The organism is Pseudomonas sp. C1C7 (assembly GCF_013359595.1).
In the GTDB taxonomy this organism is placed as follows: Bacteria; Pseudomonadota; Gammaproteobacteria; order Pseudomonadales; family Pseudomonadaceae; genus Aquipseudomonas.
The window spans coordinates 41,602-59,328 of the sequence record NZ_JABFMP010000037.1; the positions used below are offsets into that span (position 1 = coordinate 41,602).

The window sequence follows — 17,727 nt, forward strand, 5'->3', positions numbered from 1 at the left end:
GACCGTGCCTCTGGCCGTCATCGCTCCCTCCGAGGTCATGACCACGATGTCATCCAGGTCCACCCTGCCCGACGGCAAACCAACCCAGGTCGTCGGTTTCCTTCTGCTCGATCAATTCACCCTGATTTCCCTGGCCTCCGCCGTGGAACCCTTGCGCATGGCCAATCAGTTGTCGGGGCAGGAGCTGTATCGCTGGCACACGTTCAGCCCCGGTGGCCAGCAAGTCTGGGCCAGTGACGGCGTGCCGATCACCCCGGATGCGTCCTGGGACGCTCCCTGGGTGGTGGATACGGTGATCGTCTGTGGCGGCGTCGGCATCCAGAGCGTGGTCACCCGCGAGCACATCTCCTGGCTCAAGGCCCTGGCGCGTCAATCCCGGCGCCTGGGCGGGATCTGCACCGGCAGTTGGGCATTGGCCAGGGCCGGGCTGCTCGACGGCTACGAGTGCAGCGTGCATTGGGAGTTTCTGGCGGCGATGCAGGAAGCGTTTCCGCGGGTCAGCATGAGCGCGAGCCTGTTCACCCTCGACCGCAACCGCTTCACCAGTTCCGGCGGAACCGCGCCCATGGACATGATGCTGCACCTGATCGGCCGCGATCATGGCCGGGAATTGTCGGCGGCGATTTCGGAGATGTTCGTCTACGAGCGCATTCGCAATGAGCAGGACCATCAGCGCGTACCACTCAAGCATGTGCTGGGCACCCATCAGCCCAAGCTGCAGGAAATCGTCGCGTTGATGGAGGCCAACCTCGAGGAGCCCATCGACCTGGATAACCTGGCCGATTACGTGGAGCTGTCGCGTCGACAGCTGGAGAGACTGTTCCAGAAATACCTGAACTGCACGCCGTCGCGGTACTACTTGCGATTGCGCCTGATCCGCGCACGGCAGTTGCTCAAGCAGACGTCGATGTCGCTCATTGAGCTGGCGACGGTCTGCGGGTTTGTGTCCACGCCGCACTTTTCCAAATGCTATCGCGAGTACTTCGGCGTGCCGCCGAGCGATGAGCGGGCGGGATCGGAAATGAGCCGCAAGCCGGCGACATTGGTGGTGGCACAACAGCCTTCCACCAGGCCGGTGACGGTGCTGGATCAGGCCAGAAATGAGTCAACCTTTGCCAGCGTGCGGATGAGCGATCATTCCCGGTAGCAGTCATTCTTCTGAATCGACATGTTTTTCAGACCCCGTCGACCGCACAACTCATGCTTGATCACCGCGCCTACGTGGACCGCTACCAGGATCAAAAGAACCACGCAGAGCTGTTGGTTGATGTTTCTGCCTTGAAAAGCAAAAGATCGCAGCCTTTGGCGGCTCCTACAGGTAACGCATTCCCATGTAGGAGCTGCCGAAGGCTGCGATCTTTTCAAGAATAAAAAACCGGGGACCCGCCCGACGCGGATCCCCGGAAACAGCCTTACGCAGGCTTGCGATAGCTGTTGATGATCGCCGAGAAGTCGTTGCCGCCCTCTCCACGCAGACTCATCGCCTGGTACAACTGCTGGGCCACCGCACCGAGAACGACCGGCTGGTGTGCCTGGCGCGCCGCTTCAGTGGCCAGGCCCAGGTCCTTGAGCATCAGCTCGGCACCGAAACCACCGGTGTAGCCGCGCGAGGCTGGCGCCGTTTCGACGATGCCGGGCCAGGGGTTGTACATCTCCGAACTCCAGCAACGACCGGTGGAGCTGTTGATGATGCCCGCCAGCACTTTGGTGTCGATGCCCAGGGCATCACCCAGGGCCATGGCTTCGCTGACGCCGACCATGGAAATGCCCAACAGCAGGTTGTTGCAGATTTTAGCGATTTGCCCGGTGCCGACCTCACCACAATGGACGATGTTGCGGCCCATTTGCGCCAGTACCGGTTGCAGGGTCGCGAACAATTCCGCGGTACCGCCGACCATGAAGGTCAGCGTGCCCGCCGCCGCACCACCGGTGCCGCCGGAGACCGGCGCATCGGCCATGGCCACGCCTTGTTTGGCAGCGGCGGCGGCCACGTCACGGGCGGTCTGTGGATCGATGGTGCTGCAATCCACCGCCGGCACGCCTTTGCCGATACCGGCGAGCACGCCGTCTTCACCCAGCCAGACACTGCGTACATGCACCGCGGCCGGCAGCATGGTGATCACCAGTTCCGCACCCTGCGCCGCCTCGCGAGCCGAGGCGCAGATGCTGCCGCCCAGTTGTTCCAGCTCCGCCAGCACGGTTTTGTTCAGATCCACCATGCGCAGCGAATGGCCGGCCTTGATCAGGTTGCGTGCCATCGGCGCGCCCATGTTGCCCAGACCGATAAAAGCGATTTTCATGCCCGGCTCCTTATCGCAGGTTGATGGTGGTGTTCACGCCGTCGTTGATGCTGTCGTCATCGAACCAACGGGCAGTGACCGTCTTGGTCTGAGTGTAGAACTGCACCACTTGCTTGCCATACGGACCGAGGTCGCCCAGCTTGGAACCACGGGAACCGGTGAAGCTGAAGAACGGGACCGGCACCGGAATCGGGATGTTGATACCAACCTGGCCAACGTCGATTTCGGCCTGGAATTTACGCGCCGCCGCACCGCTCTGGGTGAACAGGCCCGTGCCGTTGCCGAACGGGTTGGCGTTGACCAGGGCAATCGCCTCATCGAGAGTGGCGACTTCCAGCACCACCAGCACCGGGCCGAAGATTTCCTGGGTGTAGATCTGCATGTCGGTGGTCACGCCGGAGAACAGGGTCGGGCCGACAAAGTTGCCCTTCTCGTAACCCGGAACACTGATCTCGCGACCGTCCAGCTCCAGCTTGGCGCCTTCCTTGATGCCGCTCTCGATCAGATCGAGAATCCGCGCCTTGGCCTTTTTCGAAATCACCGGGCCGACGTCGGTGCCCGGCTCGCTGCCGGCATTGACCTTGAGCTTCTGCGCCAGCGCCTTGAGATCCGGCAGCCATTGCTTGGCCGCGCCCACCAGCACCACCACCGAGGTGGCCATGCAACGCTGACCGGCTGCGCCGAAACCGGCACCGACCAGGGCATTGAGCGCTTGTTCACGATTGGCGTCCGGCAGCACCACGGCGTGGTTCTTGGCGCCCATCATCGATTGCACGCGCTTGCCGTGTTTGCCGGCCAGGTCGTAGACGTGAGTACCGACCGCGGTCGAACCGACGAAGGACACCGCCTTGATGTCCTTGTGGGTGCAGAGCCCGTCCACCACGTCCTTGCCGCCGTGCACGACGTTCAGCACACCGGCCGGAATACCCGCTTCGATGGCCAGTTCTACCAGCAACATGGTCGACATCGGGTCCTGCTCGGATGGTTTGAGGACGAAGGTGTTGCCGCAGGCGATGGCCATCGGGAACATCCACAGCGGAATCATCGCCGGGAAGTTGAAAGGGGTGATGCCGGCACACACGCCGATCGGCTGGCGCAGGGTGTAGGTGTCGACGCCACCGGCGACGTTTTCAGCGAACTCGCCCATCTGCAGGGAACCGATGGAGCAGGCGTGCTCGACCACTTCCAGGCCACGGAAAATATCGCCTTCGGCGTCGGCAATGGTTTTGCCCTGCTCGGCGCTCAGCACCGCGGCGATGCGCTTGGAATGCTCGCGAATCAACGCCTGGAGTTTGAGCATGATGCGCATCCGCGCGCCGATCGGGGTCAGCTTCCAGGTCTGGAAGGCGCGATGGGCCGCGCTGATCGCCGCGTCGACTTCCTCGGTGGTGGCGAACGGAACCTTGGCCAGCACTTGCTGGGTCGCCGGGTTGACGATGTCGTGCCATTCGGTGGTCTTGGATTCGACCCACTCACCGTCGATCAACAGCTTGACCTTCTGCACGGTGGTTTCGTTGGGCGTGAGCGATGCGTTCATGTCGATCTCCTGGACGTTGTTCTTATTCAGAGAGCTATCAGTCGAGTCAAGGCGAGCAGGTCGCCTTGAGAGAAGTCCTGTGCCGCGAATAGGTTTCGCGCTGTTTTTGGAGTATAGATGTGCAAACTTCCAACAAGAACGCACATAAAAGCCGGTCCAACATGCAAAAAAACATCACGTCCCTGGGGTCGCTGAACTGGGACGACCTCAAGTTTTTCCTCGAAGTGGCCCGCACCCGCAAGGCCAGTACCGCCGCCAAACGCCTGGCGGTGGACTACACCACCGTGTCGCGGCGCATCAGTTCGCTGGAAGCTTCGTTGGGTACGCTGTTGTTCGAGAAGTCGCGGACCAGCGGCTTTGTCCTGACCGCCGAAGGTCAGCGCCTGATGGGTTATGCCGAATCGATCGAAAGCACGCTGCACATGGCCTGTGAACAGGTATCGGGGTCCGGCGTGGCGCTGTCCGGGCATGTACGCATGGGCTGCACCGAAGGCTTCGGCAGCTTCTTCATCACCCCGCAGCTGAGCCACTTCGTCGACGCCTACCCGGCCATCTCGGTGGACATCCTGCCCCTGCCGCACTTCATCAGCCTGTCCAAGCGCGAGGCCGACATCGTCATCGCCCTGGAACGCCCGGAACACGGGCCGTACGTGTGCTGCAAACTCTGCGACTACCGCCTGCAGCTCTACGCGACCCAGGAATACCTCGACAAACACCCGCCCATCCGCCGCGCGGCAGACCTGGGCAAGCATTCATTCATCAGTTATGTCGACGACCTGGCCTTCAGCTCGGAGCTGCTCTATCTGGCCAACGTCCTGCCCAGCGCCAGCGCCAACCTGCGCAGCACCAGCGTGATCGCACAATTCGTCGCGGCGCAGCAGGGACGCTCTCTGGCGATCCTGCCCTGCTTTCTCGCAGCACAGGATCCGCGGTTGCTGCCGGTGTTGCCGGAGGAGATCAACATCACCCGGCAATTCTGGATGTACTGCCGCGAAGACCTGCGCAAGCTCAAGCGGATCACCCTGTTGTGGGATTACATCAGGGAGGTGACGGAGCTCAATGGGCCGTTGTTGCTGGGCCAGACGCGGGAGTTGCGTTTCACCGACTAAGCCCCTGACAACACCATCCACGTGCAGGAGCTGTCGAGTGAAACGAGGCTGCGATCTTTTGATCCTGTTTTTAAAAGCAGGATCAAAAGATCGCAGCCTTCGGCAGCTCCTACAGGGGGGCGGCGTGTTCAGCCAGGCAGAACGCGGCAGCCCTTGCGAGTGAGCTCCAGCCGCTGGTAGCTTGCCCGATTTTCGTCACCCAGGCTCATCAACTGCGGCAACGCCGCCTCGGGATCATCCAGGCGCAAACCTTGAAGGAACTCGATATCGCGCTCCCACCATTTGCTTTCCAGCAAACGCGAAATGACCTCCGGGGAATGCCGATACTTGACCACTTTCGCCGGCACGCCCGCGACGATGGCGTAGGGCGGCACGTCATGAGCCACCACCGCACGGGTGGCGACAATGGCGCCGGTGCCGACTTTGACGCCTTCCATGATCATGGCGCTGTGGCCGATCCACACATCATCGCCAATCGTCACGTCGGCAATGACAGGTTCATACGTGAGCGCCGTGTCGGTGTACTGGAAAGGGTGGGAACTGACCCAGTCTGAAGGGTGAGTGTTTTTTTCCTGACCGATGTAACAGTTATTGCCAATGGAACAAAAACGCCCGATGGACGAAACCGTCGACAACTTGCTGTCACTGCGAATGTAGGTATGGGCGCCGATAGTCAGATGTCTGGCATCCATGATCACATGCCCCAGCGAGACACCTTCTTCAATCACCAGCGTCGTTTTTTTACCGAGTGATGACACCCCGCCCGCGAACTTGCACTTGTGCTCTCGAAGCCATCGCTTCCAAAAACGGTTTCGGTAAAAACTCAGTAATTTTTTCATCTGCTTAATCAACGCTTGTTTCTTGTTGTTCGAGCCTGAAGCGCTCATGCAAAAAATCAGATGCCCGGCTCGGACCGGGCAGGACACAAAGCATAGCGTCGATCAGTCGGCGCTCACCACAATGGCAACCCGGCGATTTTCCGTGCGGCCGGACGCCGTGTCATTGCTCGCCACCGGCTTGCTGCTGCCGAAACCCTGCAACTGGATGTTCTCCTGCTTCATGCCGGCGTCAGCCAGGACGATGGCGACGCTCTTGGCGCGGCGCAGGGAGAGCTGTTCGTTGTAGGCCTCCTTGCCCGACGCGTCGGTATGCCCATCGACCCTGACCCGCTCGATCCCGACGCTCAGCAACGACTTGCCTATGCGCTGGACGATTTCACTGCTCTGCGCATTGAGGCTGTCGACGTCGCTGCCAAACAGCACTTTGCCGGACAGGCCGAATGCCCAGCCTTCGTCGGTCAACTCGAAGCCTTGCTGTTTCAGCACGGCGATCTGCGCCGGGGTCAGGCCTTTTGGCGGCACCGACTGACAACCGGCCAGGCTCAGCACGGCCATCAACAGGGTGATCGAGAACAGTCGCAGGGTATGCTGGGTGAGTGAGTACACGGACATTCAGCTCCTTGATTAAACATCGGCGACAGGGTGCTCCGACCCTGCGGTGTGTTGCGCGCCCCGGGTGAGGCGCTTGGCTTGATACATCGCACCATCGGCGGCATCGAGCAGTGCGCTGGGCGTGCCCCCGTGATCGGGGTACACGGCGATGCCGATGCTCAGCGAGGTCATTACCTCGTGCGCCCCCGGCAGTTCGATGGGGACCTCCATACTGGCGAGGATCTTGTCGGCGATCCGCTCGGCGTCTTCGGTCTTGTGCAGCGGTGTCAGCAGCACCGCGAATTCATCGCCGCCCAGGCGCGCCACCAGATCTTCCTCACGCAGTTGCGCCTTGACCCGACTGGCCACGGCCATCAGCACGGCGTCGCCGGCGGCATGCCCGAAGCTGTCGTTGATGTCCTTGAACCGATCGCTGTCGAGGAACAGTACGGCCACTCGCTCGTTGAGCTTGTTGGCGTTACGCAGTGCCCGCATCAGGCGGCCTTCGAAAAACGCCCGGTTCGGCAGCCCCGTGAGGCTGTCGTGATTGGCCTGGTGCGCAAGGGACTCGTTCTCGCTGCGCAGGTGGATCTGCCTGGATTCGAGTTCGTCGAGCAGCGCATTGAAGTCGTTGCCCAGGTTGTCGAGTTCGGCGATGGTCGCCGGCGGCACGCGTCGGTCCAGGGCCCGCTCGCTGCGTGCGGCGTGAGCCACCGCGGCCAGCCGACGCAAGGGGCCGGTGATGCCGCGCAATTGTCGGCGCGCCAGATAAAGCGCGACCCAGGCACTGATCGCCGTGCACAGCAGAATCCCCACCAGACCACTGAGCAGAAAACGCATCAGGCTGCCACCGTGGCCGGTCAGCCGAATGCTGCCGATCTCGCGGTCCTGATGCAGGATCGGCATGCTGATGGGCTTCTCCAGAAAGGCCTTCGCCATCTGCATTTCGAGCCGGGTCAGCAATCCGGTTTCCGGTCGTTGCCAGCGCGCCAGCACCTGGCCTTTGGCATTCAAAACCTGGGCATCGGCCACTTCTTCGGTGGAGGCGATCAACGCCAACGCTTCGGAAGCGGCGGCCTTGTCGTTGAACACCACGGCCGCTTCCACGGTGTAATTGATCGAGCGGGCGATCAGGTGCAGGTTGTGATCGGCATACACCCGCAACGCCAGAATGCCCAACAAGGTCAGGGACACGCTGGCCATGGCCACGGCCACCAGCGCCACGATCAGATGACCGCGGCCGATGACCGAACGCAGGGACGGGCGATTACGCGGCTTGAGCACACTCATGTGGCCGCCGGCTTGCGACGGGACAGTTGCAGTACGCTCGGATGGATGCGCACACCACTGCGGGCGACGGAATCGAGATTGACCTCGAAGGACACCTGCTCATCGCTGACCCGCAGACAGAACAGGCTGCCGACGGTGCATTGATCGTCGCTTTCGCTGATGCTCAACACCGGGCGGCCGGTCAGCGCGGCGAACAGGTGGTTGCGCTCCTCAACGGTCAACTTGCCGATGTACGCCGCATCGCATTCACCGGCGATGGTCGGGTTGCTGGCCAGCAGGCGACGCACCGTCACGGGCCGGCCCGTCGCCTGGGTCGTGCCTTTGAGCAGGTCATCGGTGTATTCGGTGGGGCCGATCACGCACAGGCGAAGCCGGTCGGGTTCAACCGGCCAGCGGGCATAACTGAGAATGCCGAGGACAACTTCGGTGACGGCCTTGGCGCGTTGCTCGGCCAGGCTCGCAGGCGCTTGCGGTTGTGCGCAGACGATCCCCGACAGCAAACACAGAAGGCCGGCGAGCAGTGCCTGTTTGCAGCCCATGACATGCCCTGTCGTCCTGACAGCCACCTTCATGCAGGGATTCTCTTCAACCGTAACCAAATGATGCCGCAACGATAGCATAGCGACGGGACGCCAGCGAAGCAGCGCCCCTCATGCCCGATGCTTTTTCAATCAGCCAGGTCTGAATCGCCCTTGAGTTCGAGCATCAAGCCGCTCAGGCGTTTGACCTTGCGCTTGACCGCCTCTTCGAAGACGCCGCCACGGGGCTCGATCAAGGTGAACCAGTCCTTGGCCCGGGTGATCCCGGTGTAGATCAGTTCCTTGGTGAGCACCGGGTTCAGGGCATCCGGCAGGATCAGCGCGGTATGGGCGAACTCCGAGCCCTGGGATTTATGCACGGTCATGGCGTACACGGTCTCGACATCATTGAGCCGACTCGGAAGGACGAATCGCACTCCGCCCTGCCCGTCATTGCGCGGGAACGCCACGCGCAGCACCTGCTTGCCCGCCTCGGGGCCGTCGCGCTCGGGGAGCTTGAGGGCGATACCGATATCGCCGTTCATCAAGCCCAGGCCGTAGTCATTGCGGGTCATCAACACGGGACGTCCTTCATACCACTGCTGGTCGCTGTCGATCAGCCGCGCCCTGAGCAACGCCTCGGTGACCCGCACATTGAGCCCCTCCACACCCCACGGCCCCTTGCGCACCGCGCACAGCAACTGGAAGGCATCGAAGGCTTGCAGGACCTGGCGCGCCCAGTCCATCCAGCGCACATCGTCCAGCGCGGTATCGGAAGCCGGGCGCTGGTTGCGCAGCACGCTCAGGTAATGCCGATAGCCCTGGGGTCCTCCGCCATGTCCTTCGAGCAGCAAGCGCTCCAGGGCACGATCCTGTTCACTCTTGAGCGACACGCTGAACACGTCGCCGTGACTGCGTGCCGCCAGCAGTTTGCGCGCCTCGTCGGGCTGCTGCTGATTGACCCAACGGGCCAACTGACCGATGCCGCTGCCTTCGCCGAAACGCCGCGAATGACGCAACATCACCACCTGCTGCGCCAGCGGATGACTGCCTTGGGTATCTTCCTGCAAGCCGCTGGCTGCCAGGCTTTCGCCGCTGACCGACTCCAGCCACTGACGCGTTTGCGGGCTGTACCAACCGGCCTCGGCATCGCGACACAAATCCCCCAGCACCGCCCCCGCCTCCACCGAGGCCAACTGGTCCTTGTCACCCAACAACACCAAACGGGCATGGGGCGGCAAGGCGTCCAGCAGATTAGCCATCATTTCCAGGTCGATCATCGAAGCTTCGTCCACCACCAGCACATCCAGCGGCAGGCGATTGCCCCCGTGGTGGCGGAAGTGCCGGGTACCCGGACGACTGCCGAGCAAGCGGTGGACGGTGGTGACGTCGCAGGGAATCTTGTTGCGGATGTCTTCGCTGACTTTCAGCGTACGCACCTGCTGGCTGATGGATTCGGTCAGGCGCGCGGCGGCCTTGCCGGTGGGCGCCGCCAGACGGATTCTCAGCGGTTGGCCCGCTTCGACCGCGGGCGCCTGGAGCAAGGCCAGCAAACGCACCACGGTGGTGGTCTTGCCGGTGCCCGGTCCGCCGGTGACGATACTGAAGGCACCACGAGTCGCGAGGGCACAGGCGAGCTTCTGCCAGTCGATCACGTCACCGGATCCAGCCGTACCGAACAGACCGGTCAGGCGCTGAGGCAGGTCGCTCGGCGCGGCTTCGTGCACCTCAAGGCGTTGGCGCAACGCATGATCGATCTGCCGCTCGTAGGCCCAGTAGCGACGCAGATAAAGACGTTTGCCCGACAGCACCAGCGGACGCTGCTGCGCGGCTTCACTGGTGTCGACCGCCAGCGCGACCAGACTTCCGGCGGCCAGTACCTTGCACCAATGCGCACCGTCGAGCGATGCCAGCAACTGTGACGGCAGCATCGCGCCGCCGTGCACATCGCCTTCCGGCGGCAGCGACAGGGCGAAATCCGGTTCCTTCAAGGTTTCGAACAGATCCAGGCAGACATGCCCATGACCCAGTTGATGACTGGTCAACGCAGCGGCCAGCAGCACCAGCGGATCATCGTTCGGCGCCAGTTCATGCAGGAAGGCGACGAAGGCTTTATCCAGCGCCCGCAGCCAGCCACGCTCGACCCAGCGGGTGAGCAACACCAGCAGGTCGTCGGCGCGGTTCAAGGGGGCGAGTTCGGCGAGGTGGCCGGTTGCCGACGAGCTCGGCAGCACATCGGCGAAGGTGCGATTCATAGCAATACTCCCTGTTCCCACGCCGGTTCAGCCTTGGGCTCGGCTTTACCCTGGAACATGCGGTCCAGGCGCTCGATCAGCTCTCTGGGCGGACGGGCGAAATACACCCCTTGTGTCGGCGCACGGGTGCCGCGCAGGAACAGATACAGCGCGCCACCGACCTGCCGGTCGTAGTCGTAATCGGCCAGGCGCGCCTTGAGCTGGCGATGCAGGGCCAGCAGGTACAGCACGTATTGCAGGTCGTAACGGTTATCCAGAATCGACTGCTCCATGGCCTGCTCGGTGTACGCCGAGTCATCAGCGCCCAACCAGTTGGATTTGTAATCGGCGACGTAATAGCGACCGTCGTGCTCGAAGGTCAGGTCGACAAAGCCCTTGAACATGCCGTTGAGCAGCACTGGCTCGGCGGCCAGCCGCGGCATGCCGTTGTGGGTGTACTGGCGCACCAGCGCATCGAGTTTGAGCACGTCGACTTTATGGCTGGCGAACCAGAATTCCATTTCGACCTGATACTGGGTCAGCTGCTCGAATACCACAGGCGCCTGCCCCGCGCCCACCGGTAGCGGCGACTTGAGCAGATGCTGCAGCCAGTCGCTCAAGGTGGTGATCCAGCCTTCCCAGCCACGGCGATTGCAGCGCCGGGCGATGGCGTCTTCCACGTCTTGCGGCTTGACGGCGAAACCTTCGTCGCCGGCCCACTCGAGCAAGCCATGGAGAAAGGTGCCCGGGTTCGGACCGCGAGGGAAACGGTGAATATCCGCACCGCCGGCAAGCATCTCCCGGGGCGCTTGCGGATCGAGACGCTCGTCGTCGAAGAGCTTCTGCGCCTGCGGGCTTTCCGGCGACTCGTCACTGCCTTCGCTCAGCACATCGCTCAGGCGCAAGGCGCTGTAGGAAGCGATCCACCAGTTTTCGCTGGCCTTGCGTGCCGGCATCAGCGGAGCGCGCAAAGCGGCGTTGTTTTGCGGTGGATGGTAGTGCTCGGTGGTGGCTTGCGGCATTTCGCCGTGACCCAGGGACGGACAATCCTGCTGCAAGTCTTGCAGCCAGCGGTTGAGTTCCTGCGACTCGCTCAGGATAGCGCCGCCACCCAGCAGGTAACCCAGCGCCGACAGGTGCAGCACCGAGCTGTTGTTGTTCCCGCGCTTGAGGTCGGTCACCCCCAGCCAGCAGGCATGCTGCGCCCGGGTCAGGGCCACATAAAGCAGGCGCAGATCTTCGGCCAGTCGCTCGTCGTCAGCCAGGGCGATCAATTCGGCGGTCGGGTTCAGCGTCACCTGGGCCTTGCCGTCGGCATCGTGGTAATGCAGCGGCAAACGGCTGCCATCCACAGGTTTCGCCGAGCAAATGAACGGCAGGAACACCAGTGGATATTCAAGCCCCTTGGACTTGTGGATGGTCACCACCTTGACCAGTTGCTCATCACTTTCCAGGCGCAGAATCTGCTCTTCACCTGCCTGGCCGGACAACGCCAGATGCTCGGACAAATGCCGGATCAGCGCCTGCTCGCCATCCAGTTCGGCGGCGGCCTGTTGCAGCAATTCGCACAGATGCAGCAGGTTGGTCAGCACTCGCTCGCCATCGCTGCGGGCAATCAAAGTCTGGGGCAATTGGAAGTCATGCAGCAGGCAACGCAGCATCGGCAACACGCCCTGCTTGCGCCAGATCTCGCGATAACGACGGAACTGCATGACCCGGGATTCCCAGGCCATTTCGTCCTGATTGAGTTGCTCCAGTTCCACCAGCGACAGGTTGAGCGTGATGCAGGCCAGGGCGGCTCGTAGCGGTCGCTCGACATCCGGCTCGGCGCAGGCCTTGAGCCAGGTCAGCATGTCGTGAGCTTCCTGGGCGGCGAACACCGAATCCTTGTCCGACAGATAAACGCTGCGCACGCCGCGAGCGGAAAGCTCGGCGCGCACGGCCTGGGCTTCTTTGCCGTCGCGCACGAGGATGGCGATGTCGGCGGGCCGCAGGCCTTTGAAATCCTCGCCGTCGCGCGTGAACCCGGCCTGGTTTTGTTGCCCGCCGTTGAGCAACGCGGTGATCTGGCTGGCACAGGCGGCAGCCAGCTGTTGCCGGTACACCGCACCGGATAACGGCTGCTCGGAAGGCAGGTGCCAGACGTTCAGTGCCGGCACGGCCTGGCCATCGATCTGCAGAACTTCTTTGCGCCCTTGGGACTGGACCGGCAAGAACGGCACCGGGTTTTCGCCATCGCGCTCACGGAACAGGAATGCACCACGCCCGGCCTCGCGTGTCTCGGCGCGTTCGAAGACGTGATTCACGGCACTGACCATGCCATGGCTGGAGCGGAAGTTGGTGCCCAGGGTATGCAGGCGCCCCGTGGTTGCCTGGCGGGCGCGCAGGTAGGTGTAGATGTCGGCACCGCGGAAGGCGTAGATCGCCTGCTTCGGGTCGCCGATCAGGAACAGGCCGCTCTCGGAATTGTTGTCTTCGATGCGGTAGATGCTCTCGAAGATTCGGTACTGCACCGGGTCGGTGTCCTGGAATTCGTCGATCAGCGCGACCGGGAACTGCTCGCGGATCAAGGTCGCCAGGCGCTCGCCGCCTTCGGCCTGCAAGGCGGCGTCCAGACGCAACAGCATGTCGTCGAAGCCCATTTCCGCGCGGCGACGTTTTTCTTCCTCGAAGCGCGCACCGACCCAATGGGCGGCATGCTGCAGAACGGCAGCATCGGGTGTCGGCAAACCATCCAGGCACACTTTCAAGCCGTGCATGGCATCGAGGCCCGGATGGTCGGGAGCCGGGCCCTTCTTCCAGGCTTCAGCCATACCCTCAGGGGTCAACCGCGTGAAACCGGTGCCGATGTCCAGTTGCTCGAGGACTTCGTCTTCGGCCCAGGCCTTGATCTTCTCGAACCAGGGTTCGAAGTAGCGCGCCTGCATCTTGCGCCCGTCGACGCTTTTGCTGGCGACACCTTCGTGACAGATGGCGAGCAATTCATCGGCCCACTGACGCCACGGCATCTTGAGCTCCAGCAAGGCGGCGCGGCGCTCCTGCAGGCACTCCATGATCAGCTCGGCGGGCTCGCGGTTTTCAACCTTGTCCCGCTCGCTGGCAAACAGCCCGCGCACCCGCGGCAACAGCGCCGCCGGCCCACCCCAATTGGTCCGCACCCAGTTCAGGGCATCGCCATGCATCGGGTAGCAGAACAGGCGCCAGTAGTCGCGCAGGACTTCGCCTAGCAGGTCGCTGTGATCGGTTTCCAGGGTCTGGGTGAACAGGCTGCCGCTGTCGAAGGCGTGCTCACGCAACATGCGCTGGCACCAACTGTGGATCGTCGAAACCGCGGCTTCATCCATCCACTGCGCGGCGATGTCCAGGCGGTTGGCGCAGCCTGCCCACTGCTCAGGCAACCAGGAATCACGCAGTTCGGCGATCAAGCCATCAGGGGCTGGGGTTTCATCGCGGAAGAATCGCGCGGCTTGCGCCAGACGCGTGCGGATTCGCTCACGCAGTTCTTTGGTGGCCGCATCGGTGAAGGTCACGACGAGGATTTGCGGCGGCAACAATTCGCGCCCGAAACCATTGGCCTCGCCGCCATGACCGAGAACCAGACGCAGGTACAACGCGGAAATTGTGAAGGTCTTGCCGGTGCCGGCACTGGCTTCGATCAGTTGGCTGCCACGCAGCGGGAACGCCAGGGCCAGAGGTGTCTTGGTGGTCATGGGCGTGCCTCCTCGCTGGCCATCGAATGCCAAGGGGCCTCGAGCATCGGTTTGTACAGCGCTTCGCACCAGTCCGCGAAGGTTTCGTCGGCAACCAGTGCATCGTAATCGGCAAATTGACGGGCCAGCGCCACGCTTTCGCGGCGCTCACCGTCGGTGGTCAGGCCGTCGCCTTCATAGGCCTTGCGGGCAGCCGCTTCGGCCTTGACCGGATCGGTCTGGCCCAGCCAGGCGAACGCTGTCTTGACTGCGATCGGCAGCGGCTGGCGCATGCCGGCTTTCCAGGCCAGCAGCAGATCTCCCAATATCCGTTTCGCTGATTGGGTTTCCATCGGAGCGAGCATCAAGCTGTCATCGCTGGCTACCAACGCGGTGGTCATCTCAAGGCCATTGGCGCATGCGATCAGATGGTCGACCCAGGGCCGCGTCAGGCGATGCCATTTGCGCGACTTGATCGAACCGATGCTGTTGGGGATCGTAGTCACGGACAGCAATCCACCATCGGCCCGCTGATGCAGGCCACTGAGCCAGCCTTCGATGCGCAGATCATGCAGTTCCAGATTCACCGGTAGCGCGCTGGTTAACGGCGTTGGCCATAGAGCCAACAACTGCTGGTAGCGCTGCACCAGATCCGGCAGCGGTTCGATCAACTCTCGCTGGAGGCACTCGCCAAATCCGGCCATGGGCAGCAGGCCGCTGTTTTGCAGGCGCCGCGCTTGTGCCTCGAGAGCCTGGTCGGGGTTATCCACGTCATTGAGCGCGGCCTTCAGCAGGTTATCACTGAGGTTGTAGCGTTGCAGTGCGTCGAGAACGAAGGGCTCCTCATCCGCCAGAGGCACTTCGGCGGCTTCGAAGAACACCTTCAATCGTTGGCTGAAGAAATGTCGCACCGGGTTGCGCAGGAAATCCTGGAGCTGACCGATGCCCAGCGGCTCCTCCTGAACGTGAGGCGCGAGGATATCGTTATCGGTTGTCTGGCTCGGTGCGTGATGAAGCACCTGCCACTCGTTGGCGTAGCTGAACAGGTCATCGCCTTCATGGAAATAGCGCGCGCTGAAGGGTTGCAACGGGTGTTCCTGGGTCAGCGCTTCAAGCACGTCTTCTTCGGCGTCGCTTGATTTCCAGCCGCTGGCCAGGTGATCGCGCAACTGACCGATCAGTACCGACGCGGGGCGCTCGCTGTTGTCGCGAATGCTGCGGCCGACCCAGCTGATGTACAGTTGATCGCGTGCCGACAGCAGCGCTTCGAGCAACAGGTATCGGTCGTCTTCGCGACGTGAACGATCGCCCGGGCGGTAGTCGCTGCCCATGAGGTCGAAGTCCAGCGGCGGTTGCGCGCGCGGGTAGTCGCCGTCATTCATGCCCAGCAAACACACCAGTTTGAAAGGAATCGCACGCATCGGCATCAGGGTGCAGAAGTTCACCGCGCCGGCGAGGAAGCGTTGGGACAAGCGGCCCTGATCCAGGCCGGCCAGCCAGGCTTCGCGCACGACGGTCAGCGGCAGTTCGTCCTGCAGGCCGACCGATTCACAATTCTCCAGCCACGCTTCGCGCAGCTCTTCCAGTTGCGTCAGCAAGAAGTCGTCATGCTCGTTGGTGGCCTGAAAGAACAGCGACGTCAGTGCCTGCAAACGCAGGCTCCATTGGCTGGGTGATGCCGGTTGCGTGAGTTCCCGATGGGCGATTTCCAGCGCGTCCAGCAGCGAGACCAGCGGACCGATGAGTGCCGCATCCAGCCCGCCGATTTCGTTGTAAGGCTCGATGCCGCCGTACATGTTGCCACTGCCGACGGCATAACCAAGCAGCATGCGACGCAGGCCGAAACGCCAACTGTTTTGCTCAAGAGCCTCTGGCAAACCCAGGCCTGCACGTTGCTCGGCGTTCATGCCCCAACGAATGCCCGCGCCTTCGATCCAGCTGTGCAGGGTCGGCAGATCGCGCTCCTCGACACCGAAGCACGCGCGCAATGCGGGCACGTCCAGCAGATCGAGAATCTCACTGACGGGGAATCGACTGTCGGGCAGTTTGAGCAGATGTTCGACGGCGATCAGCAACGGGTCGCGACCGCGCTGGCCCTGGTCGGCCAGCGTGAAAGGGATGAAGCGTGGGTCGTGACGATCGAGCTGGCCGAATACCGCGCGAATATGCGGTGCATAACTGTCGATGTCCGGGACCATCACGATCACATCCCGGGGGCGTAAATGAGGGTCGGCGCTGAAGCGTGCGAGCAGCTGGTCGTGGAGGATCTCCACTTCACGCTGGGCACTGTGGGCGATGTGAAAACGGATCGACTGATCGTGCTGTGGATCAATGGCCGGCCAGCGCTCGCGGGTCTCGTTCAGAGGGCGCAGTTCGAGGATGTCGTCTTGCAGCTGATTGAGCATGTTCAGGGGCTTGCTGTCGCTGAACAGATCGATGCGACCGTCACGGAACGCAGCGCGGTAGCTGTTGGGATCGTCGTAGCTGTCGAGCAGGTTGATGTAGTCGCGACCCTGCTTGCCCCAGGCGGCCAGCAGCGGATGAGCGTGCTGATGCAGGGTTTGCGAGTCGAGCACCACCGGCATGCCGCTCTTGCGGGCCTGGCGTTTGTATTGATGTCGCAGAAGGTCTTTATCGGCGACGATGTCTGCCCAGTGATGACGACACGGGTTGTGTACGCACAGCAGCACCTGGCTGAAGCGGGCCAGTCCGGCGAGGGCTTCCAGAGCTTGGGCGGGCAACGAGGAAATACCGAAAACGATCACTCGGGAGGGTAGCCCTTGGGGCGCGGTTTCCAGCTTGTTGATGCGTTCGATGAAGCGCTGGTGAACGCCGGCACGGCTCTGTGCCATGCCTTCCTCGCCGACATCCACCAGCAATGCACGCCACAACTCTGCCTGCCAGCAGTTGGCGGGAGACAGCGGTTTGGCTTCGCCGCGGCCGCTGCGCAATTGATGGCGTCCTTCGGCCCAGTCTTCGAGCCAGTCTGCGCGGTACACCTGATATTGGTCGAACAAGTCAGCCAGTCGTTCAGCCAACTGGTAACGCTTGCGCAGATCGGTGTCGTGGGTCAGAAAACGTTGCAGGGGCTCGAAGTGCGGTTGATTGATCAATTGCGGCAGCAGGCGCATCAGGCGCCAAGTCAGCGGGGCTTTATCAAGCAAGGATTTGGCCGGGATTTCGTCACGTCCCAGGACCATGCGATAGAGCTGCCACATGAAGCTGCCGGGCAGTTGGACATCAATGGCGGCGGCGATTCCGCAGCCGCCCATGTCATCGTCCTCAGCGTCTTCGGCCAACGCCAGTTTGAGCCACTGCGCAATGCCGTTGCTCTGCACCAGGGCAATCTCATTTTCCAGGGGAGCCAGCGGGTAGCGGCGCATCCAGCTCACTATCAGGCTGCGCAACTCGTCCAGGCGGTTGCCGTGAACCACCATAAAACCAGCACTGAGGGACGTTGCGTCCGGCATAAAGGCTTCCTTGGAAAATACGAATGCTAGGGCCGAACCTTAGCATTGTCGGGGGGCGGTGACAGCGGGTGAGCTGTTCGGCGTTGCCTGCGAATTTTTCCGCGCGCAAAAACAAAACCCCAACTGCTTTCGCAATTGGGGTTTCGGAAT

Annotated in this window: 11 protein-coding genes; 2 read left to right on the forward strand and 9 right to left on the reverse strand. The window is 62.4% G+C overall.

The genetic code is table 11. The features are described from left to right. The first annotated feature begins 46 nt into the window (after nt 1-46). A complete protein-coding gene (locus HNO86_RS24625; protein WP_175379523.1) occupies nt 47-1,147 on the forward strand; it encodes a GlxA family transcriptional regulator in 1,101 nt (366 codons plus the stop codon). Nucleotides 1,148-1,412: 265 nt separating this feature from the next. On the opposite strand, the gene mmsB is transcribed toward HNO86_RS24625, so the two are convergent. Together mmsB and HNO86_RS24635 are read right to left on the reverse strand one after the other, a co-directional pair. Beyond that, nucleotides 1,413-2,300: a 3-hydroxyisobutyrate dehydrogenase gene (mmsB, locus tag HNO86_RS24630; RefSeq protein WP_175379524.1), complete on the reverse strand. Its 888-nt coding sequence runs from the start codon at nt 2,298-2,300 to the stop codon at nt 1,413-1,415. Between the two features lie 10 nt (nt 2,301-2,310). Then, nucleotides 2,311-3,837 carry a CoA-acylating methylmalonate-semialdehyde dehydrogenase gene (locus HNO86_RS24635; RefSeq protein WP_175379525.1) on the reverse strand — a complete coding sequence of 509 codons (1,527 nt, stop codon included), beginning with the start codon at nt 3,835-3,837 and terminating at the stop codon, nt 2,311-2,313. A gap of 161 nt (nt 3,838-3,998) precedes the next feature. Here HNO86_RS24635 and HNO86_RS24640 point away from each other — a divergent pair, with 161 nt between their 5' ends. Beyond that, a complete protein-coding gene (locus HNO86_RS24640) occupies nt 3,999-4,946 on the forward strand; it encodes a LysR family transcriptional regulator (protein WP_175379526.1) in 948 nt (315 codons plus the stop codon). Between the two features lie 128 nt (nt 4,947-5,074). Here the strand turns inward: HNO86_RS24640 and HNO86_RS24645 are convergent, their stop codons facing one another. From HNO86_RS24645 to recC, 7 genes are all read right to left on the reverse strand, one after another. After that, the gene (locus HNO86_RS24645; RefSeq protein WP_175379535.1) at nt 5,075-5,785 is read right to left on the reverse strand and encodes a CatB-related O-acetyltransferase; all 711 of its coding nucleotides are present in this window, start codon (nt 5,783-5,785) and stop codon (nt 5,075-5,077) included. A gap of 102 nt (nt 5,786-5,887) precedes the next feature. Beyond that, nucleotides 5,888-6,397: an OmpA family protein gene (locus HNO86_RS24650; protein WP_175379527.1), complete on the reverse strand. Its 510-nt coding sequence runs from the start codon at nt 6,395-6,397 to the stop codon at nt 5,888-5,890. Between the two features lie 12 nt (nt 6,398-6,409). Beyond that, a complete protein-coding gene (locus HNO86_RS24655) occupies nt 6,410-7,666 on the reverse strand; it encodes a diguanylate cyclase domain-containing protein (protein WP_175379528.1) in 1,257 nt (418 codons plus the stop codon). Next, nucleotides 7,663-8,238 (reverse strand): YfiR family protein, encoded by a 576-nt coding sequence (locus HNO86_RS24660; RefSeq protein ID WP_175379529.1) that lies wholly within the window; start codon nt 8,236-8,238, stop codon nt 7,663-7,665. The genes HNO86_RS24655 and HNO86_RS24660 overlap by 4 nt, the downstream gene beginning before the upstream one ends. A 95-nt stretch (nt 8,239-8,333) precedes the next feature. Continuing rightward, complete coding sequence (recD, locus tag HNO86_RS24665; protein WP_175379530.1) at nt 8,334-10,439, reverse strand: exodeoxyribonuclease V subunit alpha; 2,106 nt, start codon at nt 10,437-10,439, stop codon at nt 8,334-8,336. Next, nucleotides 10,436-14,128 (reverse strand): exodeoxyribonuclease V subunit beta, encoded by a 3,693-nt coding sequence (recB, locus tag HNO86_RS24670; RefSeq protein WP_175379531.1) that lies wholly within the window; start codon nt 14,126-14,128, stop codon nt 10,436-10,438. The genes recD and recB overlap by 4 nt, the downstream gene beginning before the upstream one ends. After that, nucleotides 14,125-17,577, reverse strand: a complete 3,453-nt coding sequence (gene recC, locus HNO86_RS24675; RefSeq protein ID WP_175379532.1) for an exodeoxyribonuclease V subunit gamma — start codon at nt 17,575-17,577, stop codon at nt 14,125-14,127. Before recC ends, recB begins: the two co-directional genes overlap by 4 nt. Nucleotides 17,578-17,727 lie beyond the last annotated feature (150 nt).